The following is a 25,623-nucleotide window of genomic DNA, read 5'->3' on the forward strand; positions in this document are numbered from 1 at the left end:
CTGGGCGCGCTTCAGATTGTCCTGGATCGTGCTCCGCGCCACACCCAGCATCCGCCCGATCGCCCGCGCGCTGATGCCCTCGCTGGCCAGCCGTAATGTGTATCGTATCTGCCTCATCGTCAGCTCTCTCTTCGCCGGCATCCGTCTCTCCCCGTGAGTGTTCACGAGGCGCAAATGCCCGAGTTGCTGACCCACCCGAAAACGCCGGAAATAGCCCCGCCAGGTGGCCGGATTTAAATCGGAATCCTGGCCGGCTTCATCTCGGAATGGTGGCCGACATCAAATCGGAATCCCCGGCCGGCTTGCCTCGGAATCCGCAGTCGTTACGATAACGCAGTATGCGCTAGCATTCCTTGGTCTGTAGAAACCACATAACATATTACCACTGATAAAGCTGGGAATTATCCACGGATGTGACAACGGAAACTATCCCGGAGTGATACTCTGACTATAACACTGAATAATTCCCGGAATAATCCACCGAATGATAGTTGGCAGTTGGCACACTGGAGGTGGTTCATCTGCTGCCAGGAAGTGCCTTGCGGTAGCCAGTTCTCGATAGATACCGGGCGGCAGCGGTTCCGGACAACTCATTGGTCTGCCGCCATAAATCAAGCAGGTTGTTTTGTTCTTCGCGGGGCATGGCACCCCATTCAGCCGCAAAGGCGGCGTCCTCTTTGGCTTTGGCGGCATCTTGCCCGGCTTTCCAGGCCGCTAGCTCGGCGCGCTGCTCAGGCGTTGGATTGCCGCGCCCGCCGGGGCGGACCTCGCTGACGGCTTTGGCCAAGTTGCTCGCTGTCCATGGGTTGCCCGTGCGGTATACAATCCCAACCTCGTTTAAGGCCGCGGCTATCGCTGCCCAACTGAACCGCTCTTCACGGTTCAATTTCGTGAGCCGCGCGGCATTGTCACGCAGCCAGGGCGTAATCTGGCTCCCTGGCCGCCAAATCTCCCTCAGCCGATCAGCTAAAGCTGATATTTCAACTAGGGTGAACGTGGCAGGCTTTGGCATATGATAATTCTAAGTCACAAGCCGAACGCCAAAAACTTAATTCTGTGAATAACTCGGTCGATCCTCCACCGGTGCCAAGTTCAATATTCCCATTCAACATGAGACAATGGGCTTTCGTTCAATTTTTGACGAAGCAGGCGCCAATTTGGAAAAAAACCATTCATGATCTCCACAAATCTCTGATTATGATGGCGCTCCAGTATGTGTGTCATTTCGTGAACCAGTACATACTCCAGACACTCGACAGGCTTTTTGGCCAGGTCAGTATTCAATCGGACGTATTGCCGCTCTGGGGTGCAGCTCCCCCATTTTGTCTTCATTTTCTGGATGAATAGTTTTTCAACCCGCACACCCATGATCGTGGGCCACTTCTCCAGCAGCGGCACCACCGCAGCCCGGACCTGCCTCCGATACCATTCATCCAAAACCTCTTGCCGCCGGGTGGCGCCGGTGCCGGGGCGGACACTCAACAATATCTTGCGGTGCCGTACTTCGACGGATGGCGCGCGATTAGCCTCCTGTACCGACAGAAGATAGCGTTTGCCCCACAGGTAATGGCTCTCCCGCTCGACGTACTCCCTGGGCGCCTCGCGGGTCTGCGCCTCTAATTTCTGCTGTTGCTGCTTGATCCACCCCAGCTTTGAAATCGCAAACAGCCGTATTGCATCCATGCTGGTACGGTTTGGCGCGGAAATACGCACTTTCCCCGTCGGTGGATTAACACTGAGGTGGATGTTCTTGATGTCCTTCAGCACCACCTCGACATCAATATCCCCGAGCGTGAGATGAGTATTCATCGGTATTCAGTCTGAGCCTTGATGATCTGGAACACGCGCTCGACCTCGTTCACATCCTTCAAGATGTTATATAGGGCCTGCTTGATGATATTTTCACGGGTCTGCACGCCAAGCCACCCATCCGGCTTAACCTGCTTCACAGCGGCATCGATCTTGATAGCCAAATCCACATCATGCCCCAAATTGTTCCACAAGGCCCGCCGCCCCGGCGTGTTCAACGCCTCCGGCGTGTCATCTGCTTGCCCGGCTTCAACGCGCGTCGCCAACTGGGCAATCTGGCGTAGGTACTCTTCGTACTCGATGGCCTTGGCCTTCCTGGCGGCGATAATCTTATCCAACAACGCCGACATTTTCTCGTAATACGCCGGGTCGTTTAGCTGCTCCTTGACGATCTTACTCCGCACGTTGTTCTCGATCGTCTCCGCTATCGCTGCCTTATTCCCCTTCAGCCCACCAAGCTGCGCGGCGATGGCATCCGCGATACCTGTTTTCACGATCAGGTCCAGCAGCCCCATATTCTCGAACGGAGAAATTTTCCTGGGTTCATCTGCCTCGATATAAGTATCGATCAAATGCCTCATATCCGCTTCATAGGCTTTAAGGTCTAGCGTTTCGTTACTCGCGCGGCGGATGATCTCCCGGATTTTCAGATAATGCTCGATCTGATCCTTCACGCTCTTGGCCCCGGCCTCATCATACCGGGCACCATCCAGCTCATCGGCAATATTGGCATAGGCGCGGACTAGCCCGGCGGCTGCTTTATATAGCGCCGCGCGCTGTGGCTCACGTTCCTGAAGGTCCGTGGCGATCTCGGTATTGCCGCAGAAATAATGGATATGCTCCAGCTCCCCCTTTGGTGGTTCTACCGGCTCGCAGATCAGCGCCAGGGCTTCCAGCGCGGCATCCAGCCGCTCCCGGCCCATGGCCAGCCTGTCCTGAAGCAGCACCTCAGGCGAGGCACCTGGGGCGCTATGGTCTAGCTCCGAGCTATACACCGCCAGCGCCTTCCCGACTTTCTTGAACAAGTCCTTATAGTCGACGATGTAGCCAAAGTCCTTATCCGCGCCATCCAGCCGGTTGGTGCGGCAGATAGCTTGGAACAAGCCATGGTCCTGCATGGATTTGTCGATATAGAGATACGTGCAAGGCGGCGCATCGAAGCCGGTGAGGAGCTTATCCACCACGATCAGCAGCTTCATGTTGGCGGGCTCCTTGATGAACAGGGCTTTCACCTGCTCCTCATAGGTCTCCGTCTTGTTCATGCCGGGCTTGGCGGCAACGTGCTTCAGCAACTCGGTGTAGGTATTGTAGATGAATTGCTTATCCGTCTCTGTATTCGCGCCCGTTTCTTCCTTTGTAATGTCTTTGGCTTGGGGATTATAGGAGGTTACGACCGCGCATTGGCCTTTGAACATCGTCTTCTGGAATAGCGCAAAATACTTGCACGCCTCGAAGATGCTTGATGCCACCAGAATGGCGTTGCCTTTCGCGCTGGAAAGCCTCGGCTTCACGTTGAAGTCGAAGATGATGTCCGCCACCACGCGGTCCATGCGCGAGCGGGAGCTGAGCACGTTCTGCATCGTGCCCCAGTGTTTCTTCAGCTCATCGCGCTGCCACTCGTTCAGGCCTTTTGTCTTGGCCTCGAACCACGCATCGATCCTGTCTTCCGACCCTAGCCGTTGGTCGATGTCTCGCGCTTCATAAACGAGGTCCAGCACCACCTCATCTTCCACCGCCTCACTGAATTTGTAGCAATGGATATAGCTGCCGAACACTTCCAGGCTGGTTGTTTTATCCTTCTTCAAAAGCGGTGTGCCGGTGAAGCCTATGAAAACGGCATTGGGCATAAGCGCCTTCATCACTCTGTGCAGCTTGCCGCTTTGGGTGCGGTGGCACTCATCCACGAACACGAAGACCTCCCCTACCACGGGGCTAGGCTGGGCTTGCAGCTCTTTCAGGTAAGCCTCGAAATCCCCTTCATCCTTCGCGCGGAATTTATGCACCAGCGAGCACAGCAGCCGGGGCGCGGGCTTGGCAAGCTGGCTCATCAACTCCCGCCCGCTGCCGCTGCGCTTTATGCTTTCCCCGGCATCGTGGAAGACGCGCTCGATCTGCTTGTCCAGCTCATCGCGGTCGGTGATGATCGCCACGCGCGCGGCGGGGTTGTTTTCCAGAATCCACTTGGCTAGTAGTACCATGACGATGGATTTGCCGCTGCCCTGGGTATGCCAGATGATGCCGCCTTGGCGCTGTTTTACCCGCGCCTGCGCCGCCTTGATGCCGAAATATTGATGCACGCGGGGCAGTTTTTTTACCCCGCCATCGAACAGCACGAAATCATGGATGAGTTCCAGCATCCGCGCCTTGTTGCAGAGCTTCAGCAAGTATTTATCCAGCTTGAAGCGGGAATTATCCTGCTCGTCTTCCTTCCACTTCAAAAAATATTTTTCGCCCGTGCTGATGGTGCCGTATTGCAGCCCTTCGGAATCATTTCCTGCAAACACAAACTGGATGGTGCTGAAGAACCAGCCGTTGAATTCCGGCTTCTGGTTTGAGAGGTTCTGGCGGATACCGTCGCCGATGGAAACGCGGCTGTTTTTCAATTCCAGCACCGCGATGGCGATTCCGTTGATGTAGAGCACGATGTCCGGCCTGCGCTCCAGCCCGCCTTTCAGCGTCACCTCCTCGGCGATGGCGAAATCATTCTGCTCCGGCTTGCGCCAGTTGATGAGATGCACCGTCTCCGTCACCGCACCGGCTTCCAGCTTTACCGGCACGCCGTAGCGCAGCATTCTATAGGCGGCCTGGTTGTTGGCATACAGGCCGCGCGTGGGGTTGTTCGCCTCGGTAGTGAAGGCGTGGAGGGCGCGGCCGATTTGCCCGGCGCTATAGCCGCTCTTTGCCAAATGCTGGGTGAGGAGTTTTTCCTCGATATTCTTGTTATCTGCGCGGTCAGTCCAGTCACCCAGATAGCGGTAGCCCAGCTCCTCACGGAACAGGGTGATGACGCGGTTTTGCGTGGCGCGTTCCGGCTGACCGATGATGCTCATACCAACCTGATCCTTCCGGTGAGCAGTTCCTGCATCATGCCTTGTTTAAGAGCTTTGGCCTTGGTGAGTTTTTCTTCGAGGGCAGCGATTTCGGCATCCATGTCGGATAGAACGGAAGCAATAGCTGTTTGTTCGTCCCTCCCTGGTGGGCAGTTAATTTCTAGACTAAGCAGTTTAGAAACAGAAAGGCCAGGCTGAGCCGACGACTCAGAATATTTGTTCAAATTCATTTTCCAAAGCACAAGCGTAAGCCATTTTATTGCTACGTGAGGCAGCGCTGTTACCACAATAGCGTGCTCTGATGCGAACAGCCTACCTTCAACAAACGAGACATTTCCACACAATGCCCCCTGGCGTCCTATTAAGGAAAATTGCCCATTATGAGTGAATGTCTGTGTGTAGCCGCGCAGCCCATTACCCCCATAACATGGGAATTCCGAATACCAATTTATGTCAGCATTTGTTATGCTTTGGCCGCTCTTCATAGAGCACACCCTAGCAAGGTCTGTAGTGATCCACTTCCCCTTAAACCCCGGAAGGCGGCGTTTGCCGGTGAGTAATTCCTGCATCGCGCCTCGTTTGATCTGGCGTTTTTTGGTGAGGAGTTGCTCCAGGGATTCAATGAGCGCATCCGCATCACTCAACGCCCCGGCGATGGCTTCTTGCTCTAAAACCGTAGGAGGTGCAGGAAATTTGAACCCTTCCATTTCCCATTTTTGAACGTGAACAAGCGCGGAAGCGCCATGCGCACGCTCTTCTATGAATGTCGTTAGCCGTTTAAGGGCATGTCTAAAATAGGATTGTGAAATCCTTTCCTCTTGGACGACGACTTTCCAGGTATGATAGTTTAATAGTCCGAGAGGACCGTTCCAAATATGAGGTCCAAAGGATGTGCCGCGACTGCCAGACCACGCAAATAGAAGCTGGCCGGGTTCAATTTCGATCTTTTTGTCGTAGGCGCCTGTATAGAAATTGAAGTCCTCACTACCATTTAGGTTCTGAATGCGAATTATCGGAAGGCCAGAAGCCTCCCATTCGTGTGGCTTAAAACCACGTCCATTGATGAGCTTGCAGACATCGTTAATCTTAAGGACTTGCCAATCTTTTGGAATAACACCAGCGTCGGTTTTGCGATATTCCGCCCTCACCACGAGAACCCCATCTTGACCAGATGCCGGTTCACCTTCTTCTCTAGCGCCGCGACACTCGCCGCCAGTTCCGGTAATGGCGTCTCATACCGCTCCGCCAACTCCTTCACACGCTGGGTCAAGGCTTGGCTGATGCGTTCCATCTCGCCATGAATGGCTTCATCCAATGCCGCCAGCCATTTATCCTCCACCACCAGGGTTTTTGTTTCGGCTTCCGATAGCTTGGGATATTTCGCATAGGCTTTCGCATCCAGCGCGGCTTCGTTTTCCTTCAGTACCTTCTTCAACTCTGCCTTTTCACTGGTCAGCTTCAGCCACTCATTCAACGCCTTTGCTTCATCCTTGGCGGATTTATCGGCTTTTATCTCTTTGAGCCGCGCCGCGACATTTGCTTTGTCCAGCTTATCCAGGTCAGAGAAGAAGCCTTCTTCTCCACCATGTTCTTCCTCAAGCTCCGCAACATTGGCCTCTATGGTTTCCATCCCTGCTGCCAGATCATCGATGGCTTTCTGCGCCGTTGCAAAATACCGCGCCACAATCAGCGGTTTGGGGATAAGGTCGCAGGCCCAGCCTTTATCCTTCTCGCCCTTCTTGGTTTTCTCGATGATGCGGTACGTCTCCGCCTTCCACCCATCGGCGGCGATGGCATAAACATCGTCCTGCATCACCTCCCCCCAATAATCCATGAGGTGCTGATAAACATCGTAAGGGTTGATGAGCGGTTGGCCCTGGTAATGGGCCAGCAAATCCTCGGCCAACTCGGCAATCACCTGTTTCGGGTGGCAGCCTGGTTTCAGCGTCTTCAGCCAGGGCAGGCGTTTTTCCCGCCACGCGGCGAAATGCGCGTTCATGCCGGAGATGAAGGCGGCAAATTCCGGGTGTGCGTGGATTTTGGCCTTGATGGCGGATTTTTCCACCGCAAGGTCCACATAGCCCGCGCGGTTGGGGGTAAACAGGGTTTTGCGCAATTTAGGGCAGATGGCCCAATAGGCTTGCAGCGCATCCACATCCGCCACCGGAATGCCGCCTTGCAAATGGCCCGCGATGTCCTGCGCATCCTCCGGCGTCTGGCTGTCGATATAACGGGGCAGGTTGAGGTTGAAATCGTTCTTCTCGATTTTATCAAACCCGACCATGCGGGCGTATTTCGGCACGTCCTGGCGCTTTATGAAGGTGTCCACAATCTTGTGGATGTCCATATCCCGCAGGCGGTTTTTTGGGCCATCCTTCATGAAGCCCGCACTGGCATCGATCATGAAAATGCCCTTGCGGGATGGCGCGTCCTGCTTGTCGATCACGATGATGCAGGCGGGGATGCCGGTGCCGTAGAACAAATTGGGCGGCAGGCCGATGATGCCCGCGATATAGCCCTTGCGGATGAGGTTCTTGCGTATCTCCGCCTCCGCATTGCCCCGGAACAATACCCCATGCGGGAGAATGCAAGCACCCTTGCCGCTCCGCTTCAGCGAGCGGACGATATGGAGCAGATAGGCATAATCCCCCTGCTTGGCCGGGGGGATGCCGAAGGCGGCAAAGCGGTCAAACGGGTCGGCTTGCGCGTCCAGCCCATTGCCCCAGCGTTTATCCGAGAAGGGCGGGTTGGCGACCACGAAATCGAAGGTTTTGAGCGCGTCGCCATCCTTGAATTTGGGGTCGGCCAGGGTGTTGCCCTGTTCGATTAGCGCCTCCGGCGCGTTGTGGAGGATCATATTCATGCGAGCGAGGCCGGAGGTGGCGGAGTCTTTGTCTTGCCCGTAGAGCGTGACCTTGCTGGTGGCGGCATCCGCCACCTTCAGCAGAAGGGAGCCTGAGCCGCAGGTGGGGTCATACACCGTGGTGCCGCTGGTGGTTTTGGCCGCATGAATGCCGATAACCTGCGCCATGATCCGGCTGACCTCCGCCGGGGTATAAAACTGGCCCTTGCTCTTGCCGCTCTGGGTGGCGAAGTGGCGCATGAGGTATTCATAGGCATCGCCCAGAATGTCATCGCCATCGGCGCGGTTCTTGGAGAAGTCGAGGGCCGAATTCTCAAAAATAGCAATGAGGTTGGTGAGGCGCTCCACTTTCTCCTTGCCGGAGCCAAGTTTGCTGTCCTCATTGAAATCCGGCATGTCCGCGAGGCGGTTTTCACGCGCCAGGGGGGCGATGATCTTCTTGTTGATCTGGTCCCCGATGTCCGCCTTGCCCTTGAGCTTGACCATATCCGCGAAGCTTGCCCCTGGCGGCACGGTAATGGCGGCGTAGGGTACGCCCGCGTATTTGTCCGAGATGTATTTGATGAAGAGGAGGACCAGGACGTAGTCCTTGTATTGGGACGCGTCCATGCCGCCGCGCAGTTCATCGCAGGATTGCCAGATGGAGGAATAAAGTTCTGATTTCTTTAGCGCCATTGGTCCCTGCTGATCTGGTGTTGCTTATGAATAACCGCCTGATTGGCGTCGGGGCAATTCCGCGATGTTCTGACAGGCTGGGGCATGTGTCTGGCCTGGTGACGCGTTGCCTGCTGACTGACCTATCAGATGAGAGCAAAGTGGCTCCACGCCCAATCCGCGCCGCCCCTTCGGGCGGCGCTTAAAAGCCGCCATCTCCATGGCGGCTGGCCAAAGGCGTCATCTGACGCCCGCGCCCATCGGCGGCAATGCGAACGGCACTCCTAAGCTTTCGCCTTGAATTTCTTTGTCTGTAGCTCCTTCGCCTGCATCACCGTCAGCACGTGGCTGTAATGCTTCTCGATGTACGAGATCGAAGTCCCCATGTTCTTGGCGAGGATGTGGACTGGGATGCCGGACAGCAGGCATTGCGTGCAATAAAAATGCCGCAAGCTGTAAACCGTCCGCCGCTTGCCCCAGCGGTCGTCGAGCAGCTTCAAGCGCGATAGAATGCTGGCGAACGTCTTGTTGAAGTTTTCCACCGGCTTGCCGTCATAGCCGCAGAATACCAGATCGCCAAGCTCGACGTGCCGCGAGAGTTGTTTGAGCCGGTCCAGATAGGCTTGCGTGCCTTCACGGCACACCACGGTGCGCGCGCCGGTCTTGGTTGTGGGCGCGACCTCCACAACAAGAGCGGGTTTGTTCTCTGTGTCCTTTTCTATCCGCAGGTCCTGCCAGCAGAGCTGCCGGGCTTCGTTGGGCCGAAGGCCGGAATTGGCCATGAAGAGAAGGTAGTTCCGCAGAAGCTCGCGTTGGTAGCGGTGCATCGCATTCGGGCCGGAGCGGTGCAGCCGACCGCCCCGTTCTTCCGGGGTTAAAACCAGCCCCTCCTTCACCCACTCACGCAGGTAGGTATAGACCTGTTTCCACTCAGCTTCATCGAAGGACGGTCTGCGCTCCACCCCTTTGGTGTGCTTGACCTTGGTGGCCTTGATCCAGGGTTCGCGTTTGACAAAGCCGATGCGCTTACCCCAGCGGAATATCTGCCGGAGCATCCCGGCTTCCATGTCGAGAGTCTTTTGCGCGGGCACGCGGGCGGCATTGGCCGGAATGTCCTCGTCATCCTCCCATTTCTCAGGATTGTGGTAGTTGATGCGCCAATCCCAATATTGCTCGACGAAGGCATCCGGCATGTCGTTCACGCGGGCATCCCCGAAGAAAGGGATAAAATATTTCTCGGACATGAACTTATGCAGCCGCTGGCGATGAACCGACAGGCCGGTTTCGTGAGCGCTGTAGAAGCGCTTCCATAGGTCCTTGAATTTGAGGTTCCCGGCGATCCTCACATCCACGCCGAGCTTCTGTTCGGCCCGGAGTTCGTAGAACAGGTCCTCAGCCAGGTTGAGGGCGGTGGGAAGGTCGCGGGTCTTGAGGGACCGGATGATGTAGCCGGTGACACCGGGGATTTTCAGGCGGGCCTGATAGACCTGCTGGTTGGTGTCGCCGCGCCGGTACACCATGACGGCCCCGTCCCGGAGGCGGTGGGCTTGCTGGTAGAAGCTCTCGACCATGATCCAAACTCCACAATTTCTGTGAAAGTTCTGTGCAAAACTCTAACTGGAAACAGCGTTGGAAACAAGGGTCTGTAAAGCGTCTGTGAATGTAAAAACAGGGACCTGGCTTTCGCCAAACCCCTGTTTTAATTGAATAAATTGAAGCCTAAGACTTAGCGCTTGGAGAACTGGAAGGAGCGGCGGGCCTTCGGCTTGCCGTACTTCTTACGCTCGACCATGCGGCTGTCGCGGGTCAGGAAGCCGGCGGCCTTCAGGATCGGGCGCAGATCCGGCTCGAACAAGGTCAGCGCGCGGGAGATGCCGTGGCGCACGGCGCCAGCCTGGCCGGAGAGGCCGCCACCGGTGACGGTGCAATACACGTCGAACTGGTTGTAGCGGTCAGCCACCAGGAAGGGCTGGGTGATCAGCATGCGCAGCACCGGGCGGGCGAAATAGACCGGGGCGGTCTTGCCGTTCACGATGATATCGCCCTTGCCGGGCTTCACCCAGACGCGCGCGATGGCGTTCTTGCGGCGGCCGGTGGCGTAGGAGCGGCCTTGCGCGTCCTTCTTCGGTTCACGCTTCTGGGGGGCGGCGTCCGGGGTGGCGGCGCCGGCGGTGGCCTGGAGGTCCTTCAGACCGGCGAAAGCATTGGTTTCGGACATTGGAATCAAGCCCTCTTGTTCTTGGAGTTCAGCGCGCCGACATCGAGCGCCTTCGGCTGCTGGGCGCCATGCGGGTGCTCGGGACCAGCATAGACATACAGGTTCTTCATCTGCTGGCGCTGCAGCGGGCCACGGGTGATCATGCGCTCAACCGCCTTCTCGACCACGGACTCAGGATGCTTGCCGGCCAGACGGTCCTTGATGGAACGCTCCTTGATGCCGCCAGCATAGCCGGTGTGGTAGTAGAAGATGCTGTCTTCCAGCTTTTTGCCGGTCAGTTTCACCTTCTCCGCGTTGACGATGACGATGTTATCGCCGCAATCGACATGCGGGGTGAAGGTGGCTTTGTGCTTGCCGCGCAGGCGCGTGGCCACAATGGCCGCGAGGCGGCCGAGGATCAGACCTTCGGCGTCAATCAGGATCCAGTCCTTCTTGACATCCGCGGGCTTGATGGAAATCGTCGTTTTCATATGCTCACCCAAAGAATAGTGGCGGGCTTATGAGCAAGCCCAGGGAAAAGGTCAATAGATTGGCATGTGGTATTTTCATACCACATGGTTTTCAGGCGATCATCCAGCCATCACCGGGGGCTAAGTTTGCAGACATTTTTCGTGGCGGCTTTTTCAAAGAGCTGCAAAAAAGCCGCCCTCTCAGGCGGCTTTTGCTTAGAGCATCAAGCCTTTAGCTTGGTGCTCTAAGTTTTGTTTTGGCAAGCAGTTTCATGTGTTTAGGTTGACGCTGTCGCGTCAATCTAAACACATATTGCTCTAATCCAGCCTCGGCTCGCTGCGCCTTGGCCGCTGCGGGGCGGCGGGGCGGGGTTCGCGGGTGGCGGAGAAATCCCGGTCCGCGAAGCCACGGCTATTGGGAATCGGCGCGCGGGCCGGGGCCGGGGGCTCCTCCACGGGGGCCTGGCGGGCGCGTTTCAGCTGGGCGAAATTCGGGGTTTCGTCATAGCTGTCCATGGCGCGCACCGGGGTCTGGATGACACCGCTGGCGCGCATCTGCATCACCCGCAGCTCCTCGCGCATATCCTCCAGCTCCCCCTCGATCGTCTCCAGCCGGGCTTTCAGGCCGAAGACATTGAAGGGCACCATCAGGAAGGCCAGGAACCAGAGCAAAGCCGGCACGGCGAGGGCCAGGAACAGCCAGCCCGGCATCCAGTCCGGCAGAGTGAAGGGCAGGGTCATCAGCATAGCCTCATCATAACGAATTAGTGCCGGAAATGCCGCATATTTGTGAACACCATGGCGATCCCGGCTTTGTCAGCCGCCTCGATCACCTCGGCATCGCGGATCGAGCCGCCCGGCTGGATCACGCAGCTCGCCCCGGCGGCAATCGCCGCTTCCAGGCCGTCGGCAAAGGGGAAGAAGGCGTCGGAGGCCACGGCGCAGCCGGTGAAATCCAGCTTCGCCTCCTTGCCGCGCCAGGCAGCGATGCGGGCACTATCCACCCGGTTCATCTGCCCGGCGCCGACGCCGATGGTGGCCTTGTTCTTGGCATAGACGATGGCGTTGGACTTCACATGCTTGCCGACGCGGAAGGCGAACAGCATGTCCTCCAGCTCCGCCGCGGTGGGGGCGCGCTTGGTGACCACCTTCAGGTCCGCCGCCTCCACCCGCCCGGCGTCGCGGCTCTGCAGCAGGAAGCCGCCGGCCAGCGACTTGAAGGTGACCCCGGTCTCGATCGGGCTCGGCACGCCGCCCGTGCTCAGCAGGCGCAGATTCTTCTTCGCCGCCAGCAGCGCCTTGGCGCCCTCCGTCACCTCCGGGGCGATGATCACCTCGGTGAAGATGGTGGCGATCTTCGCGGCGGTTTCCTCATCCAGCGTGCGGTTCAGCGCGACGATGCCGCCAAAGGCCGAAACCGGGTCGCAGGCCAGGGCCAGATCCCAGGCGGCGGACATGCTCTGCGCGCTCGCCACCCCGCACGGGTTGGCGTGCTTGACGATGACGATGGAGGGGGCGTCGAACTCCGCCACGCACTCGAAGGCGGCGTCGGTGTCGTTGAAGTTGTTGTAGGACAGTTCCTTGCCCTGGTGCTGGGTGGCGGTGGCAACCCCGAAGCGCGACGGGGAGGAGGTATAGAATGCCGCCGACTGGTGCGGATTCTCGCCATAGCGCAAAGCCTGCTTCTTCTCGCCGGAGAAAGAGAAGCGCTCGGGATATTCCTCGCCCAGCTGCCCCGCGAACCAGCCGGAAATGGCGGCATCATAGGCGGCGGTGCGGGCATAGGCGCCGGCGGCCAGTTTGCGGCGGGTCTCCAAAGTGGTGCCGCCATGCGCCGCGATCTCTTCCAGAACCTTGGCGTAATGCGCGGGCTCGGTCAGCACCGCGACACTCTCATGGTTCTTGGCGGCGGAGCGGATCATCGCCGGGCCGCCAATATCGATATTCTCGATGCAATCCTCGAACACCGCTCCCCGCGCCACCGTCGCCTCGAACGGGTAGAGATTGACCGCGACCAGGTCGATCGGCGCGATGTCGTGGGCGGCCATCTGCTCGATATGGGCGGGGTCGTGCCGGCGGCCGAGAATGCCGCCATGCACCTGCGGCACCAGCGTCTTCACCCGGCCATCCAGGATTTCGGGAAAGCCGGTATGTTCGGAAACCTCGGTGACCGGCACGCCGGCCTCGCGCAGCATCTTGGCCGAGCCGCCGGTGGAGAGGATCTTGGTCCCCGTCGCCGCCAGGCTCTGGGCGAATTCGACCAATCCGGTCTTGTCCGAGACGGAAATCAAAGCGGTGCGGATAGGGACGATGTCTGACACGAGGCGGCTCCGTTATTGGCGACGATGCAATGCCCAGGCGCGCGGCGAACTCCCCCACGCTCCCCGATGGTAGCCATCTGAGCGCCAGTCACGTGCGGGCCGGCGCGGTTTCGCATGCGGCAAAACCGGATGCAAGCAGGCAAGCGCTGGGGGTAACGCAGGCATGTCCTAAATTTAAAGCCCCTCGCCTGTGGCAAATTTGTCGCAGTGTAATCAAGTTTTGCTGTATGAAGTAAACAGGCCGGGGCGGCGCCCCGGTCAGGCTGTGGTTCAGGAGGTTTTGAGCATGGTCAGGCAAAGTTGGCAGGGTTTTGTTTTCGCCGGGGTGGCGGGGGTCGCGGCGATCAGCGCCTGCGCGATGGCCGCACCCGGGCCGCATGTCACCGACGCATCGGTGCAGGTCCCCACCCCGGTGACACCGAGAGCGGCCGCCAAGCCGGCGGCGCCGCAATTTTCGGTGCAGACGCCGATCGACAAGATCGCGGCGGATGCGCGCGGCAAGGCGGTGCTGAACCGCGACATGCCGGGGCTGATCAGCGATCCGCGCTATGAGCTGTTTTCCTCGATGAGCCTCTCCCAGCTCGCCAGCCTCTCCGGCGGCAGGCTGACCCAGAGCGATCTGAAGAAGGTCAACACCGATCTGGCCGAGCTTTCCCCCGGCCAGTAGGGTTTACGCCCCCGGCTGCGCCTGCACCGCCACGGCGGAGACGGCGTTGGCCGGCGAGCCTTTCAACACCTTGGTGCTGGTCAGCACATAGATCACCGCATCTTTCTTATCGTCGAGGATGCGCGTCAGGATGAAATGCTTGAAGATCAGCGAGGCCGAGATCGCGCCGATCTGCTCTTGCCGCGGCAGGTCCGCCGGCAAATTCACCGGCCCATGGGCGATGCAATTGAGGGAAAACTCGCTCGGATCGCTCGCCAGCCCCACCCCGCCGGCAATGCCGCCGGTCTGCGCTGAGGCCGCATAGCAGGAAATATTGGGGATCTTCGGATCGTCGAAGCGCTCCACTACCACCTTGTCATTGGGGCCGAACCAGCGGAAATTCGTGCTCACCGCGCCGATCTGATGCCGCGCGCCGCCATGGGGCATCACCAGCCAGAAAAACAGCCCGATCAGCACCAGAATCGCCAGCAGCACGGCCAGCGCGCGATAGAGAAATCCCCTCAACGCCGTATCTCCTTCAACCCGTCATAGATCGCCAGCGTCTTCTGGCAGACGATTTCGTCAGAAAAATGCGCGGCGACGCGCGCCCGCCCATTTGCCCCCAGCCGGGCGCGCAGGCTGGGGCTGGCGATCAGCCGGGCCAGGGCGGCGGCCAGGGCCTGGGGATTATGCGGCGGCACCAGAAAGCCGGTCTCGTGATCAACCACCGCCTCGCGGCAGCCGGGAATGTCGGTCGCCACCGCGGGCCGCGCCGCGGACATCGCCTCCAGCAGCGCCTTCGGCAGGCCTTCGCGATAGGTCGAGGGCAGGGTGAAAATATGAATCTCGCGCAGCAGCCCGGCCATGTCCTTCACCGGCCCGAGCCATTTGATCAGCCCTTGCGCCTCCCAGCCGCGCAGCTCGGCCTCGGTGATCGGGTTGGGGTTGGAGAGGTCCGGCGCGCCGGCCAGCCAGAATTCCGCCTGGCCTTTCAGCAGCCGCGCCGCCTCGACGAAATCCGGAATGCCCTTCTCGCGGATCAGCCGCGCCGCCAGCAGAATGCGCGGCCGGCCCTCGGCTTCCGTCATCGGGGCAAACCGCGTCATATCCACGCCGGCCCCCCGGATCAGCGCGGTGCGCTCGCGGGCTACCATGCGGCCCTCGACCATCGCGTTCAGATCGTCCGGGTTTTCGAAGATGGCGATGCCGTGTTGCGGGCTCATGGTGGCGCGCAGCCCGAGCGAGACCAGGGGCTTCAGCAGCTTCGCCAGCAGCTTTTGCGAGGAGAACACGAAACCCAGCCCGATCGGCGCGTTGACCACGGCGGGTACGCGCGCCAGCCGGGCGGCGATGCCGCCGAAAATGATCGGCTTCAGCGCGATATGATGCACCACATCCGGCTTCAGCCGCTGATATTGCCGCGCCAGCCAGAGCGAAAAGGCCAGCTCCTTGAACGGGTTGAGGCGCTTGCGGTCGAGATCGGCGGCGATGAATTCGATGCCCGAGGCCTCGATTTCGGCGCGGGACTGGTTTTCACGGGTGATCAGCACCACCCGCCAGCCCGCCGCCTTGGCGGCCAGGCCACGTGCCCAGAAATGCGAGGCGAAGAACCAGTCTTCCATCAGCAGAAAGACGAGGGTGGGGCGTTGGTCGGGCATGCAGCGGATCTAGAGCAACATGCGATCAAACGATACCATTTGATCGGATGTTGCCTAAATATCGTTGATCCCGGCCTGCGCCGCCTGCCAGCGCCAGCTATCGCGGCACATATCCTCCACCCCCCGCTCTGCCTTCCAGCCAAAAAGCTTCTCGGCCAGCGCCGGGTTGGCGTAATAGCTGGCGACATCGCCCGCGCGGCGCGGCGCGATGTTCACCGGGATCTCCCGGCCCGTCGCTGCCTCGAACGCCTTTACCAGCTCCAGTACCGTGGTGCCGTTGCCGGTGCCGAGATTGACGGTGACGGAGACATCATGGGCGGTGATATGTTCCACCGCCAGCGCATGCGCCAGCGCCAGATCCATCACATGGATATAATCGCGCTCGCCGGTGCCATCGCGGGTGGGATAGTCATTGCCGAACACGTTAAGCTGAGCGCGCTCGCCGGTGGCCACCTGGGTCACGTAAGGCATCAGATTATTCGGCACGCCGCGCGGCGTCTCACCGATCACCGCGGAGGGATGCGCGCCGACCGGGTTGAAATAGCGCAGATTGGCAGCCCCCTTGAGCTTGCCGGTGCGGGCCAGATCGCGGATCAGATCCTCCATCACCAGCTTGGTGCGGCCATAGATGTTCTCCACCCGCGTCGGCGCGTCCTCCAGAATCGGCGAGCTGTCCGGCTGGCCATAGACCGTGGCGGAGGAGGAGAATACCAGCCGCGCCACCCCGGTCGCCTGCATCGCCTGCATCAGCCGGATCGTGCCGATGATGTTCATGTCGTAATAAAGCAGCGGGTCGGCCTCGCTCTCGCCCACCGCCTTCAGCGCGGCGAAATGGATCACCGCCTCGACCGGATGCGCCTTCAGCGCTGCGCTCACCGCCGCGGTGTCGCGGATATCGGCCTCGATCACCGTCATCTCTTGGCCGGTGAGGCGGGCGAGCCGGGCCGGCACGTCGCGCTCGGCATTGGCGAAATTATCCAGAATGACGATCTCGTGGCCGCGCTGGGCCAGCACGGCGGCGGTGTGGGAGCCGATATAGCCGGCGCCGCCGGTCAACAGAATGCGCATGGGATCAGGCCTTGGTAATGGTCCATTTGATATGCTGCGGGCCATCCTGATGGCCCGGCAGCACGATCTGCTCGGCGCGACGCGGCTCGGCCTGGCCGAAATACACGCTCTCCTCGATCCTCGGCGCCGCCCCCTCGGCCTTCAGCCGGAAGCCGCGCCCCGAGGGGGTGCGCAGCAGCACCGTCTCGTCATCCTGCACCAGGCTGGCGGTGACGTTGGGGTGGAGATGGAAGCGTATGGCGAAAGGCTGCGGGGTTTCCGCCTCGATCAGATCCTCGCCCTGCAATTCCTCGCCATTTTCGGAGAGGCCGAGGCGGCGATGATGGATGGCGCCGAAGGGCTTGCTCCAGCCATCGTGGTTGGCCTCGATCCAGCCGATGCCGCCGGCCTCCTGGCGCTGCACATTCACATTCAAGGGCCGCCGGCCGAGCCCGGTCTCCTTGATCTCGGCGGAGGAGGTGTCGGCGATAATCAAGGTGGAATGGGCGGCGGTGCCGCGCAGCACCCCGGCCCAGTCGCTGGCCAAAGCCGGGGCGGCGCCGCAATTGACGATCAGCCGGTCCTTGCCGAAGGAATATTCAAAGCCCAGCGTGCCGGCATGGGCGAAACGGTCCAGCCCCGGCGCGGTGGGCACGCCGGCATCCATGAACAAAACCGCCTTGCCGGCGGCGAGGCGAAACAGCCCGCAGGCTTTCAGATGCGCCAGCGTGCCGCGCGCCCGCCCGGCCTGGGCCAGCACCAGATCCACCAAAGTCGCCAGCTCCTCCTGGGAGCCGTTGAACAAAGGCAGCCCGCCATCGCCATGGCGCAGGGCGCGCAGCGCGGCGGCGGCGTGCTCGATGGCGGTGACCAGCTCGGTCGGCGGGGTTTTGGAGCCTGCCTGCATCAAGGCGCGGATCTCGGTGAGGTCCTGCAAGGCCAGCAGATGCGCCGCCGGGCTGCGTTCGATATGGCCGCCATCGGCGTAGAATTGCCGCGCCAGCTCCGGCAGCAGGATTTTCTGCACCCGGGGCAGATATTGCACATGCTCGGGCATGGCGATGGAGGCGGCGGCCAGCCCTTTCAGCGCGGTCAGGGCGCGGCCATCCAGAAACTCGGCCGGCAGAGCGGCGGAGAGGGTGCGGGCATCCTGCACCAGCCGGTGCATCAGCGCCTGGCGGAAGGCGTCATCGGCCGAGGCGGCGAAGAAATCATAATGGCCGAGCCAGGCCGCCAGCCGCGCACCCACCACATCCGGCGCATAGGAAATCGGCTCGGGCTTGGGCGTGTCCATGTAATCCATGGCCAGCGCGCGGGCGCGGGAGCGGGCGGCATCGGTGCCCAGGGCGCGCAGATCCCGCAGCCAGGTGAAGCCGTGCAGATGCGCGCGCAGCAGCCTTGTGCAGCCGGGGGCATGGCTGAAAATATCGTGATGGAGGGGCAGCACCGCGCCGCCAAATTCCAGCTCCGCCTTGACCAGCCGGGCGCCGCGCGCGGGATCCCCCGGCCAGGGGTCGCGCAGCGAGAGCGCCGGCGCATCCGGCCCGCCGGCGGGGCGCAGATTTTGCAGCCTGGTCAACCAGGTGCGGGCCTGGCGGCCGAGGCCAACCGGCTTGGCGGGGCCTTCGCTCATCCGCCCTGGCTGATGCTGGTCTGCGCCGGCAAAGCGGGCAGGGCGGTGCGGATCTCGGTGATCGCCTGGGCGTAATCAGGGGCGCCGTAAACAGCGGTGCCGGCGATCAGGCAGGTGGCGCCGGCGGCGAGCACGCCGGGCGTGGTCTTGGGCGTGATGCCGCCATCGATCTGCAGCACGATATCATGCCCGCTCTCGTCGATCATGCGTCGTAGCGCTGCGATTTTCGGCAGCTGCGAGGCGATGAAGGCCTGCCCGCCAAAGCCGGGATTGACCGTCATCACCATGATGATGTCGGTGAGATCAAGCACATGCGCCACCGCGTCGATCGGCGTGGCCGGGTTCAGCACCACCCCGGATTTCTTGCCCAGGCCGCGGATATGCTGAAGCGTGCGGTGCAGATGCGGGCCGGATTCCGGATGCACGGAGATATGATCCGCCCCGGCCTCGGCGAAGGCGGTGATATACGGGTCCGCCGGGGCGATCATCAGATGCACGTCGAGCGGCATTTTGGTGTGCGGTCGCAGCGCTTTGACCACCAGCGGGCCGAAGGTGATGTTGGGAACGAAATGCCCGTCCATCACATCCAGATGCAGCCAGTCCGCGCCGGCCTGTTCGACGGCGATCACCTCCTCCTTCAGCCGGGCAAAATCGGCGGCGAGCAGGGACGGGGCGATGAGCGGTCGAGTCGGGGAGGCGGTCATGATGCTTTGTTGTAACCGGCAGGGTGGAGGATTCACAAGCGGGGGGGTTGATATCCAAGATGCCCCTGTGGCAGGCGCAAGATATGCAAGCTTCGTCTTCAGCGGCAGGGGCGACGGCCCAGGTCAGGTTTTCCTTTGTCCTAGCGGCAGCACTGGTCGTTGGCCTTTATCTGGCATTTCTGGCAGCGCATCTGGTGCTTTTATATCAAATGCACGGCCAGACGGAAGTTTTGCGAGGTGAGCATCAGCTGCCTCAGAAAGATTTTGGTTTGTTTTGGTGTGCCGGGAATGGCCTGATTTCGCAGCTGGCGCAAAGTTTTCATTTTCATTTTTCGCAGTCATTTCGGCAGGTTTGCCAGAACGATATCCTCTCCCCGCAGTCGCCGATCGACCAGGCTTGGCCCTACCCGCCAACAATGGGTTTCCTCGTTGCCCCATTTGCCTTGTTGCCATTAGGGGAGGCGTTTTGGGTGTGGCGGCTCTTCAGCGTTTGTGTCGCCGCATTGCTGTTGCGCAGGGCAGGGCTGAGTTGGCAGATCATCAGTCTTGGTCTGGCCAGCCCGGCCGCTTTGCATGACTTCACCAACGGCCAGAATGGCACGCTGACCGGCGCCTGGCTGCTTGCGGCTTTGCTGCTCGCAGGACACGGCAATCGTCTTGCCGGTTTCTGCGCCGGGCTGTTGAGCCTCAAGCCTCATTTAGGCGTAGGTGTGGCGGTTGCGGCGCTGCGGCTGCGGGCTTGGCGAATGATCGGCTGGGCTGTGGCAGTGGCGTTTTTCCTGGCGGTTGCGGCGACATACTTGTGGGGGCTGCACGGCTGGGTGTGGTTTTTCGGCATCGCACAGCATGACGAATGGCTATGGGCTTCGCGCCCTATTAAGCAAGTTTTTCCAGGTGCCGCGATCACGGTTTACGACATGGTGCGAAGCTTTGGGCTGGCTGATCGAAGTGCCTTGGTGGTGCAAGGCTTGGCCGCTATTTTGGCGATCTGTCTGATCTGGCATTGCTGGGCGCCAGGTCGGTTAAAGTTAATGCCGAGGGTTATTATTACGGTTTGCCTGAATGTGTGGATTGTTCCCCATGGCTTCATGTACGACCTCGTGGCGTTCTCGGTCGCCATGGGGGCGCTGGTTGTGGTTTGTAAAGGTTGGCAGCGTTTCGCGGCCTGCCTGTTGTGGCTGATGGCCGGCTACACAGACGTCGTCGCGGTGATGCTGACGCACCTCCTCCTCTTTCCGCTGGTCGCTGCGGCCGGGGCTGCGCTGGCCTGGAAGGTCAGGCACGAACCAGCCTGGCAATAAAGAACCCGTCCATGCCGCCTTGCGCCGGCCAGAGGCCGGGATGGGTGCGGATATCGCCTTGCGCGGTCACCGCCTCGGGCAGTTCGGGCAGGCTGAGCGGGTCGCGCTTGAGCCCGAGCCGTTCGCAGGCGGCGTCCACCCGCGCGGCACCTTCCTGCGGCTGCAAGGAGCAGACGGCGTAGATCAGCCGTCCGCCAGGGGCGAGCATCGCGGCCGCCGCGTCCAGCAGCTTGTCCTGCAGGGCGGTGACGGTGTCGATGTCGCGGGCCTTGCGGATATGCAGCAGCTCCGGATGGCGCCGGGCGGTGCCGGTGGCGCTGCAGGGGGCATCCAGCAGGATGGCGGAGAAGGGGGAAGGCGGCTGCCAGCTGGTGGCATCGGCCAGCACGGTTTCGGCGGCAAGATGCAGCCGCTCCAGATTGCCGCGCAGCGTCGCCATGCGGGATTTGTCGCGCTCCACCGCCGTTACCGCGGCGCCGGCGGCGCAGAGTTGGGCGGTTTTGCCGCCGGGGGCGGCGCAGAGATCCAGCACGCGCTCGCCCTTCTGGGCGGCCAGCAGCTTGGCCGGCAGCGCGGCGGCGGCGTCCTGCACCCAGATTTTGCCCTCGGCGAAGCCCGGGATGTCCATCACCGGCGTCCCGGCGGGAAAGCGGTAGGAGCCGCTGGGCAAGGCCAAGCCGCCCTCGGGCACGAAGCCGGGCAGGGCGGAGACGTCCAAAGCCGCCTCATGCGCATGCGCCTCGGCAATCGCCCGCGCCTCCTTGCCCCAGCTGGCCCAGGCCCAGGCGGGGGTGTCGAGCCTCGGCATGTCCAGCTCCTCCAGCGCCGCCGGGCCGGTGGCCACCACCTTGCGCAGCACCGCATTCACCAGCCCAGCGAAGGGGGTGAGCTTGCGTGAGCGCGCCAGCTCGACCGAGGTGGCGACGGCGGCATGGGCGGGTGTGTCCAGAAACAGGAAGGCGGCCGCGCCCATGCGCAGGATGATGCGCAGCTCCGGCGGCGGGTCGCGGCGCAGATAGGGCTCCAGCACCGCATCCAGCGTGCCGACATGGCGCAGCACGCAGGCCGCCAGCCGGTGCGCGGCGGCCTTGTCGCGTGGCTCGATGCGCGGCAGCGAATCAAGCGCTGCATCGAGCGGCCGGCCCTTCGCCAGTACGGCGTGAAGCAGAGTGAAGCCAGCATTGCGGGTCGGGTCTGTCATAAGCGTCCTTGGGTTCAGGGGCGGGGCCTAGCATAATGGCGGGGGCTCTGGCCATCGCTCAGGGCGAAAAGGAAGGAAAGCTGCCATGAAGATCGCGGTGATGGGGGCCGGTGCGGTGGGGTGCTATTTCGGCGCGCTGCTGGCCAAGGCGGGGCATGAGGTGGTGCTGATCGGCCGCGCGGCGCATGTGGAGGCCATCCAGGCCCGGGGGCTGCTGCTGGAGCGTGCCTCGGGCACCGAAAACGTGAAGCTGCAGGCCGCCACCGGGGCGCAGGGCGTGCAGGGCGCCGGGCTGGTGCTGGTCTGCGTGAAATCCGCCGATACCGCGCAGGTTGCCGCTGAGATGGCGCCGCATCTGGCGCCGGAGGCGATGCTGATCAGCCTGCAGAACGGGGTCGGCAATGCCCAGCGTCTCACAGCTGCCTTGGGGCGGGGCGTGTTGCCGGCGGCGGTCTATGTCGCCACCGAAATGGCCGGGCCTGGCCATGTTCGCCATCATGGCCGGGGCGAGCTGAAGCTGGGTCAGGGTCATGGGGCGCGGGAATTGGCGGCCTTGCTGAACGATGCCGCGATCCCGACCGAGATCGCCGAGGATGTCGAGGCGGTGTTGTGGACCAAGCTGGTGCTGAACTGCGCCTATAACGCGGTTTCCGCCGTCACCCGGGCGCCGTATGGGCATATTGTCGCGGTGGAGGGCGCGCCTGCGCTGATCCGCGCCCTGGTGGATGAGGCGGTGGCGGTGGCGGCGGCGGACGGGGTGCGGCTGGCGCCGGACCAGGCCGAGCGCTGCATCGAAGCGGCGCAGGCGATGAAGGGGCAGCTCTCCTCGACCGCGCAAGACATAATCCGGGGGCGCAAGACCGAGATCGATGATCTCAACGGCCATGTGGTGCGGCGTGGGGCGGCGCATGGCATTCCCACCCCGGTGAATGCGGCGATGACGACTTTGGTGAAAATTCTGGAGACCGCGCGCTAAACTTATCAAAAGTTTTTGGGGGTGTGGGGGCTTTTTTCAAAAAGTCCCCACAAACGTTTGGGGTTTTGGCAACGCCGTTACCAGCGCCCCGGACGTTTTCGCCGCTTTTTTGTAAAAAAGCGGCACCAAAAAACTTTTGATTTTTAAGCCGCCTCCGGCGGTTGGCAGGCATCCACCCAGTCCGCCTGGGTGATTTCCACCATCCGCGCCGGGCTGATGCGCAGCGCGCTATTGGTGGAGCCGGCGGCGGGCAGCACCTCCTCAAATGCCTGCAGCGAGATGTCGCAATAGACCCGCAGCGGGCTGGCCAGCCCGAACGGGCAGACCCCGCCGACAGGATGGCCGGTCAGCGCCGCCACCTCCTCCACCGGCACCATCTTCACCTTGCCGCCAAAGGCGGTCTTGGCCTTCTTATTATCCAGCCGGGCATCGCCGCGCGCCACCAGCAGCACGATCTCCTCGCCCACCCGCAGCGCCAAGGTCTTGGCGATCTGCGCGGGGGCGACGCCATGGCCGGCGGCGGCGAGCGCCACCGTCGCGGTGCTTTCGGGAAGCTCCAGGATCTCGATGTCAGGCGCGTGGTCCGCCAAGAAGGCGCGGACAGTGTCGAGGCTCATGGCAATATCCCAGCTGAAATCTTCAGCCCGGGAGGCTGTCATGGATCGCGGGGCGGCGAAAGCCCTGCGGCTTATTTCTCCGGCTTGCTCACCAGCAGCGTCGCCAGCAGGATGGTCAGCAGCACCAGCACCAGCTCGGTCGCGGAGGGGGACAGCGGCACGACATGCCAGGTGACGGCCGGCACCTGATTGGCCGGAAAGCCACTCGCGGCCTGCAGGGCCGTGGCATCACAGGTGGAAGCGTAATACGCCTCGAAGGCGTCCGGACAGGCGGTAAGATTCATGTGCAGCGTCCCAGATCGGCAAAGCCCGCCGGCAAGCAGCATGCCGGCGCCCCTTCAAATGGGAGATTTACGCCGCACTGCACAATCGCTTATTTTCGCCAACTGCGTTGCGTCCGAAGCAGCAATGAACGGCGGTTATTTTTTCGGCCGGTCCGCCAGCAAGGTCGCCAGCAACGCGCTTAAAAGCACCAGCACCCATTGCGTCGCGATCGGCGAGAGCGGGACCATATGCCAGGTCACCGGCGGCGCGCTGGGATGGCACGCGGCCGCCATCACGGGCGAGGTGATGGTCGTGCAGATGGAGGGCGCCATGGTCTGCCTCATCTCCCCAAAAGGCCGCGCCAGGAAGGGGCGGCGAAGATGATATGAGGTCCGCCACCGCCCCCCGCAAGCGCAGATGGCCTCAGCCCGCGCCGGACAGAGGCGGGGAGGAACAGCGCGGCGCGGTGGCGCTGGGCTGCGCCGCTGTGCCGGACAGAGTCAGGGCCGCCCCTGCTTCCAGCCCGCCGCCGGCGGGCTGGGGAGGGCGGTGATAGAGTCCGCGTACCCGCCCCGCCGCCTGCCGATCACCGCCGGCCAGCAGCACCAGGCTGTCGGCGATCTCGCGGGCTTGTTTCTGGCTCTGCAGCACCACCAGCAAGGCGCCGCGTGCGCCCAGACGGCGCAGCAGCCCGAGCAGCATCTGGGCGTCCGCGTCGCTCATCGCGCTGGTCGGTTCGTCGAGCATCAGCAATTTCGGCCCGGCCGCCGCTTCGCGCAGGATCATCGTGGCGCGGCGCAATCCGGGCGGCAGTTCCAGCAGCGGCTGGTCGAAGAGCGGGATCAGCGCCTCCATGCCCATCTCGCGCACCCAGCCCGCGGCCCAGCCGCGCCGGGCGGCGGCGGGCAGCGATGAGTCGCGATGAAAGAGCAGGCTCTCCAGCAGGCTGCGCCGGAGCAGATCCGGCCGCGGCGCGACCAGCACGGGCGGTTTCGTCGCGCCCAGCTTCAACCCCTGATAAAAGACCTCTCCCCAGCTCTTATAAAGCGCATTCTCCGCATATAGCCCCGCGAGGGCGCGCAGCAGCGTGGATTTGCCGGTGCCGGCCGGCCCCATCAGCACGCAGACGCCCTGGGCCGGCACCGTGAAGCTGAGATCGTCCAGCACGATTTTGGCGCCGAACCCCAGGCCGAACGCCGCGCAGTGCAGCACTGGCGGCGCGGCCTGATGCGTCAAGGCGCCAGAGAGCGGTTCGGCATCGATCAGCGGGCCGTCTTCATCCGCGTCCGGCAGTTCCTCCCGCAGACTTTGCCGTAACGCCGCAATGCCTTCCACCATATGGCTTTCCAAAGCCCGCGCGGCCTCGGCGCGGCGCAGCCGCCGCCCGTGCAGCCGCCACGCCGCCACGGCGATCCCACCGCAAACGCCCGCCAGCCCTAAGTAAGATGCCACATGTTCCATCGAGGCTCTCGCAACCGCACATCCCCTTAAAATGTTTGGATGAAGAAACGGCTACCGGAAAGATTATTCATCCGGGGGCGGGAGGCGCGCCCGCTCGGCCATTATTCAGCCCCTGCGCGCTCGGTGCCCGAAAAACCGAAACATGACAAGCTTGTAACCAAAACAGCACCATTCATCTGGCACCTCGATTAAATTTTTGTCGGAAGGGCGGCTGGTGGAGCTGAGGGGAATCGAACCCCTGACCTCGTCATTGCGAACGACGCGCTCTACCAACTGAGCTACAGCCCCGGTCCCGTCATGCGATGACCGCGTGGGGGCGGCGTTTCGCGCATTCGGAAGCGGAAGTCAACATTGCTTTGACACATTCCTCCCGCTAGGTCTCTGGCACCCGAAATTTTTGAGGAAAACCATGGTTGGCGCGATTTTCTGGCTGGCGTCCGAACTGATTCACCTGCTCATTCTCGCGATTATCGCGGCGGCGGTGTTGAGCATGCTGGTGGCGTTCGGCATCGCGAATCCGCGCAATCAGTTCGTTTATACGGTGGGGGATTTCCTCACCCGAATCACGGACCCTGTTTTGCGTCCCATCCGGCGAGTCATTCCCTATATGGGGAATATCGATATTTCGCCGGTCATCGCCATTTTGCTGCTGGAAGCGCTGCAGATGGTGCTGGCTGATCTTTACGGTCAGATCGTGATGCGCGGTCTGGCATTCTAAGGCCGGGACGTTGCGCAAGCGCCCGGCTCGCCA

24 protein-coding genes, 1 tRNA gene and 1 riboswitch are annotated in these 25,623 nt (G+C 61.6%); of the genes, 4 read left to right on the plus strand and 21 right to left on the minus strand.

The annotated features are described in order from the left end of the window. Window positions 1–517 precede the first annotated feature (517 nt). The 10 genes from T331_RS19810 to purH all read right to left on the minus strand — a co-directional run bounded on the left by T331_RS19810 (window position 518) and on the right by purH (window position 13,364). The gene (locus T331_RS19810) at window positions 518–787 is read right to left on the minus strand and encodes a hypothetical protein (RefSeq protein WP_155992628.1); all 270 of its coding nucleotides are present in this window, start codon (window positions 785–787) and stop codon (window positions 518–520) included. 305 nt (window positions 788–1,092) lie between these two features. Next, on the minus strand, window positions 1,093–1,809 hold the full coding sequence (locus T331_RS0106155) for a M48 family metallopeptidase (protein ID WP_026439407.1): 717 nt from the start codon (window positions 1,807–1,809) through the stop codon (window positions 1,093–1,095). Then, window positions 1,806–4,859, minus strand: a complete 3,054-nt coding sequence (locus tag T331_RS0106160; RefSeq protein WP_026439408.1) for a type I restriction endonuclease subunit R — start codon at window positions 4,857–4,859, stop codon at window positions 1,806–1,808. Before T331_RS0106160 ends, T331_RS0106155 begins: the two co-directional genes overlap by 4 nt. Next, a complete protein-coding gene (locus T331_RS19420; protein WP_155992629.1) occupies window positions 4,856–6,007 on the minus strand; it encodes a restriction endonuclease subunit S in 1,152 nt (383 codons plus the stop codon). Before T331_RS19420 ends, T331_RS0106160 begins: the two co-directional genes overlap by 4 nt. After that, window positions 6,004–8,397 carry a type I restriction-modification system subunit M gene (locus T331_RS0106170; protein ID WP_026439409.1) on the minus strand — a complete coding sequence of 798 codons (2,394 nt, stop codon included), beginning with the start codon at window positions 8,395–8,397 and terminating at the stop codon, window positions 6,004–6,006. The genes T331_RS19420 and T331_RS0106170 overlap by 4 nt, the downstream gene beginning before the upstream one ends. Before the next feature lie 263 nt (window positions 8,398–8,660). Next, a complete protein-coding gene (locus T331_RS0106175; protein WP_026439410.1) occupies window positions 8,661–9,947 on the minus strand; it encodes a tyrosine-type recombinase/integrase in 1,287 nt (428 codons plus the stop codon). 155 nt (window positions 9,948–10,102) lie between these two features. After that, complete coding sequence (gene rpsI / locus T331_RS0106180; RefSeq protein WP_008493614.1) at window positions 10,103–10,594, minus strand: 30S ribosomal protein S9; 492 nt, start codon at window positions 10,592–10,594, stop codon at window positions 10,103–10,105. A gap of 5 nt (window positions 10,595–10,599) precedes the next feature. Continuing rightward, entirely contained in the window at window positions 10,600–11,064 is a 465-nt protein-coding gene (gene rplM / locus T331_RS0106185; protein ID WP_008493613.1) for a 50S ribosomal protein L13, read from the minus strand. A 297-nt stretch (window positions 11,065–11,361) separates the two neighbouring features. Beyond that, a complete protein-coding gene (locus T331_RS19090) occupies window positions 11,362–11,784 on the minus strand; it encodes a hypothetical protein (RefSeq protein ID WP_162173882.1) in 423 nt (140 codons plus the stop codon). Window positions 11,785–11,807: 23 nt separating this feature from the next. Continuing rightward, a complete protein-coding gene (gene purH, locus T331_RS0106195) occupies window positions 11,808–13,364 on the minus strand; it encodes a bifunctional phosphoribosylaminoimidazolecarboxamide formyltransferase/IMP cyclohydrolase (protein WP_026439411.1) in 1,557 nt (518 codons plus the stop codon). Window positions 13,365–13,388: 24 nt separating this feature from the next. Further along, window positions 13,389–13,466, minus strand: a riboswitch (ZMP/ZTP riboswitch). 184 nt (window positions 13,467–13,650) lie between these two features. Here purH and T331_RS0106200 point away from each other — a divergent pair. Further along, the gene (locus tag T331_RS0106200) at window positions 13,651–14,031 is read left to right on the plus strand and encodes a hypothetical protein (protein ID WP_035179433.1); all 381 of its coding nucleotides are present in this window, start codon (window positions 13,651–13,653) and stop codon (window positions 14,029–14,031) included. Between the two features lie 3 nt (window positions 14,032–14,034). On the opposite strand, the gene T331_RS0106205 is transcribed toward T331_RS0106200, so the two are convergent. From T331_RS0106205 to rpe, 5 genes are read right to left on the minus strand one after another with little or no spacing between them, the layout of a single operon-like run. Further along, window positions 14,035–14,535, minus strand: coding sequence for a CreA family protein (locus T331_RS0106205; RefSeq protein ID WP_051622204.1), 501 nt, complete (start codon window positions 14,533–14,535; stop codon window positions 14,035–14,037). After that, complete coding sequence (locus T331_RS0106210; protein ID WP_026439414.1) at window positions 14,532–15,668, minus strand: glycosyltransferase family 4 protein; 1,137 nt, start codon at window positions 15,666–15,668, stop codon at window positions 14,532–14,534. The genes T331_RS0106205 and T331_RS0106210 overlap by 4 nt, the downstream gene beginning before the upstream one ends. A gap of 54 nt (window positions 15,669–15,722) precedes the next feature. Beyond that, the gene (gene galE / locus T331_RS0106215) at window positions 15,723–16,736 is read right to left on the minus strand and encodes a UDP-glucose 4-epimerase GalE (RefSeq protein WP_026439415.1); all 1,014 of its coding nucleotides are present in this window, start codon (window positions 16,734–16,736) and stop codon (window positions 15,723–15,725) included. Window positions 16,737–16,740: 4 nt separating this feature from the next. Continuing rightward, the gene (locus T331_RS0106220) at window positions 16,741–18,348 is read right to left on the minus strand and encodes a heparinase II/III family protein (RefSeq protein WP_051622205.1); all 1,608 of its coding nucleotides are present in this window, start codon (window positions 18,346–18,348) and stop codon (window positions 16,741–16,743) included. Continuing rightward, on the minus strand, window positions 18,345–19,052 hold the full coding sequence (rpe, locus tag T331_RS0106225; RefSeq protein ID WP_008493604.1) for a ribulose-phosphate 3-epimerase: 708 nt from the start codon (window positions 19,050–19,052) through the stop codon (window positions 18,345–18,347). The genes T331_RS0106220 and rpe overlap by 4 nt, the downstream gene beginning before the upstream one ends. Before the next feature lie 83 nt (window positions 19,053–19,135). On the opposite strand from rpe, the gene T331_RS0106230 reads away from it, so the two are divergent. Further along, window positions 19,136–20,353 carry a glycosyltransferase family 87 protein gene (locus tag T331_RS0106230; protein WP_211248685.1) on the plus strand — a complete coding sequence of 406 codons (1,218 nt, stop codon included), beginning with the start codon at window positions 19,136–19,138 and terminating at the stop codon, window positions 20,351–20,353. Here T331_RS0106230 and T331_RS0106235 read toward each other — a convergent pair. Further along, window positions 20,328–21,554, minus strand: coding sequence for a transcription antitermination factor NusB (locus tag T331_RS0106235; protein WP_026439418.1), 1,227 nt, complete (start codon window positions 21,552–21,554; stop codon window positions 20,328–20,330). The genes T331_RS0106230 and T331_RS0106235 overlap by 26 nt on opposite strands. Window positions 21,555–21,639: 85 nt before the next feature. Between T331_RS0106235 and T331_RS0106240 the strand changes: the two genes are divergently transcribed. Next, window positions 21,640–22,530 carry a ketopantoate reductase family protein gene (locus T331_RS0106240; RefSeq protein ID WP_026439419.1) on the plus strand — a complete coding sequence of 297 codons (891 nt, stop codon included), beginning with the start codon at window positions 21,640–21,642 and terminating at the stop codon, window positions 22,528–22,530. A 143-nt stretch (window positions 22,531–22,673) separates the two neighbouring features. Here T331_RS0106240 and T331_RS0106245 read toward each other — a convergent pair whose 3' ends face one another. The 5 genes from T331_RS0106245 to T331_RS0106265 form a co-directional block, all read right to left on the minus strand. Further along, window positions 22,674–23,147: a YbaK/EbsC family protein gene (locus T331_RS0106245; RefSeq protein WP_026439420.1), complete on the minus strand. Its 474-nt coding sequence runs from the start codon at window positions 23,145–23,147 to the stop codon at window positions 22,674–22,676. 71 nt (window positions 23,148–23,218) lie between these two features. After that, window positions 23,219–23,431, minus strand: a complete 213-nt coding sequence (locus tag T331_RS0106250; RefSeq protein ID WP_008493599.1) for a hypothetical protein — start codon at window positions 23,429–23,431, stop codon at window positions 23,219–23,221. A 135-nt stretch (window positions 23,432–23,566) separates the two neighbouring features. Beyond that, complete coding sequence (locus T331_RS19815; RefSeq protein ID WP_162173883.1) at window positions 23,567–23,743, minus strand: hypothetical protein; 177 nt, start codon at window positions 23,741–23,743, stop codon at window positions 23,567–23,569. Between the two features lie 91 nt (window positions 23,744–23,834). Continuing rightward, entirely contained in the window at window positions 23,835–24,863 is a 1,029-nt protein-coding gene (locus T331_RS19095) for an ATP-binding cassette domain-containing protein (RefSeq protein WP_162173884.1), read from the minus strand. A 221-nt stretch (window positions 24,864–25,084) separates the two neighbouring features. Further along, a tRNA-Ala gene (locus T331_RS0106265) sits at window positions 25,085–25,160 on the minus strand. Window positions 25,161–25,281: 121 nt separating this feature from the next. On the opposite strand from T331_RS0106265, the gene T331_RS0106270 reads away from it, so the two are divergent. After that, a complete protein-coding gene (locus T331_RS0106270) occupies window positions 25,282–25,590 on the plus strand; it encodes a YggT family protein (protein ID WP_008493597.1) in 309 nt (102 codons plus the stop codon). Window positions 25,591–25,623 lie beyond the last annotated feature (33 nt).

The sequence above is a fragment of the Acidocella facilis ATCC 35904 genome (assembly GCF_000687875.1).
Taxonomy (GTDB): domain Bacteria; phylum Pseudomonadota; class Alphaproteobacteria; order Acetobacterales; family Acetobacteraceae; genus Acidocella; species Acidocella facilis.

Bases quoted from the DNA above. Each gene is read 5' to 3' on its own strand.
- T331_RS0106155 (WP_026439407.1), bottom strand. From the start codon at position 1,809: ATGAATACTCATCTCACGCTCGGGGATATTGATGTCGAGGTGGTGCTG.
- T331_RS0106160 (WP_026439408.1), bottom strand. From the start codon at position 4,859: ATGAGCATCATCGGTCAGCCGGAACGCGCCACGCAAAACCGCGTCATC.
- T331_RS0106170 (WP_026439409.1), bottom strand. From the start codon at position 8,397: ATGGCGCTAAAGAAATCAGAACTTTATTCCTCCATCTGGCAATCCTGC.
- T331_RS0106175 (WP_026439410.1), bottom strand. From the start codon at position 9,947: ATGGTCGAGAGCTTCTACCAGCAAGCCCACCGCCTCCGGGACGGGGCC.
- rpsI (WP_008493614.1), bottom strand. From the start codon at position 10,594: ATGTCCGAAACCAATGCTTTCGCCGGTCTGAAGGACCTCCAGGCCACC.
- rplM (WP_008493613.1), bottom strand. From the start codon at position 11,064: ATGAAAACGACGATTTCCATCAAGCCCGCGGATGTCAAGAAGGACTGG.
- T331_RS19090 (WP_162173882.1), bottom strand. From the start codon at position 11,784: ATGACCCTGCCCTTCACTCTGCCGGACTGGATGCCGGGCTGGCTGTTC.
- T331_RS0106200 (WP_035179433.1), top strand. From the start codon at position 13,651: ATGGTCAGGCAAAGTTGGCAGGGTTTTGTTTTCGCCGGGGTGGCGGGG.
- T331_RS0106210 (WP_026439414.1), bottom strand. From the start codon at position 15,668: ATGCCCGACCAACGCCCCACCCTCGTCTTTCTGCTGATGGAAGACTGG.
- galE (WP_026439415.1), bottom strand. From the start codon at position 16,736: ATGCGCATTCTGTTGACCGGCGGCGCCGGCTATATCGGCTCCCACACC.
- T331_RS0106220 (WP_051622205.1), bottom strand. From the start codon at position 18,348: ATGAGCGAAGGCCCCGCCAAGCCGGTTGGCCTCGGCCGCCAGGCCCGC.
- rpe (WP_008493604.1), bottom strand. From the start codon at position 19,052: ATGACCGCCTCCCCGACTCGACCGCTCATCGCCCCGTCCCTGCTCGCC.
- T331_RS0106230 (WP_211248685.1), top strand. From the start codon at position 19,136: ATGCAAGCTTCGTCTTCAGCGGCAGGGGCGACGGCCCAGGTCAGGTTT.
- T331_RS0106235 (WP_026439418.1), bottom strand. From the start codon at position 21,554: ATGACAGACCCGACCCGCAATGCTGGCTTCACTCTGCTTCACGCCGTA.
- T331_RS0106240 (WP_026439419.1), top strand. From the start codon at position 21,640: ATGAAGATCGCGGTGATGGGGGCCGGTGCGGTGGGGTGCTATTTCGGC.
- T331_RS0106245 (WP_026439420.1), bottom strand. From the start codon at position 23,147: ATGAGCCTCGACACTGTCCGCGCCTTCTTGGCGGACCACGCGCCTGAC.
- T331_RS0106250 (WP_008493599.1), bottom strand. From the start codon at position 23,431: ATGAATCTTACCGCCTGTCCGGACGCCTTCGAGGCGTATTACGCTTCC.
- T331_RS19815 (WP_162173883.1), bottom strand. From the start codon at position 23,743: ATGGCGCCCTCCATCTGCACGACCATCACCTCGCCCGTGATGGCGGCC.
- T331_RS0106270 (WP_008493597.1), top strand. From the start codon at position 25,282: ATGGTTGGCGCGATTTTCTGGCTGGCGTCCGAACTGATTCACCTGCTC.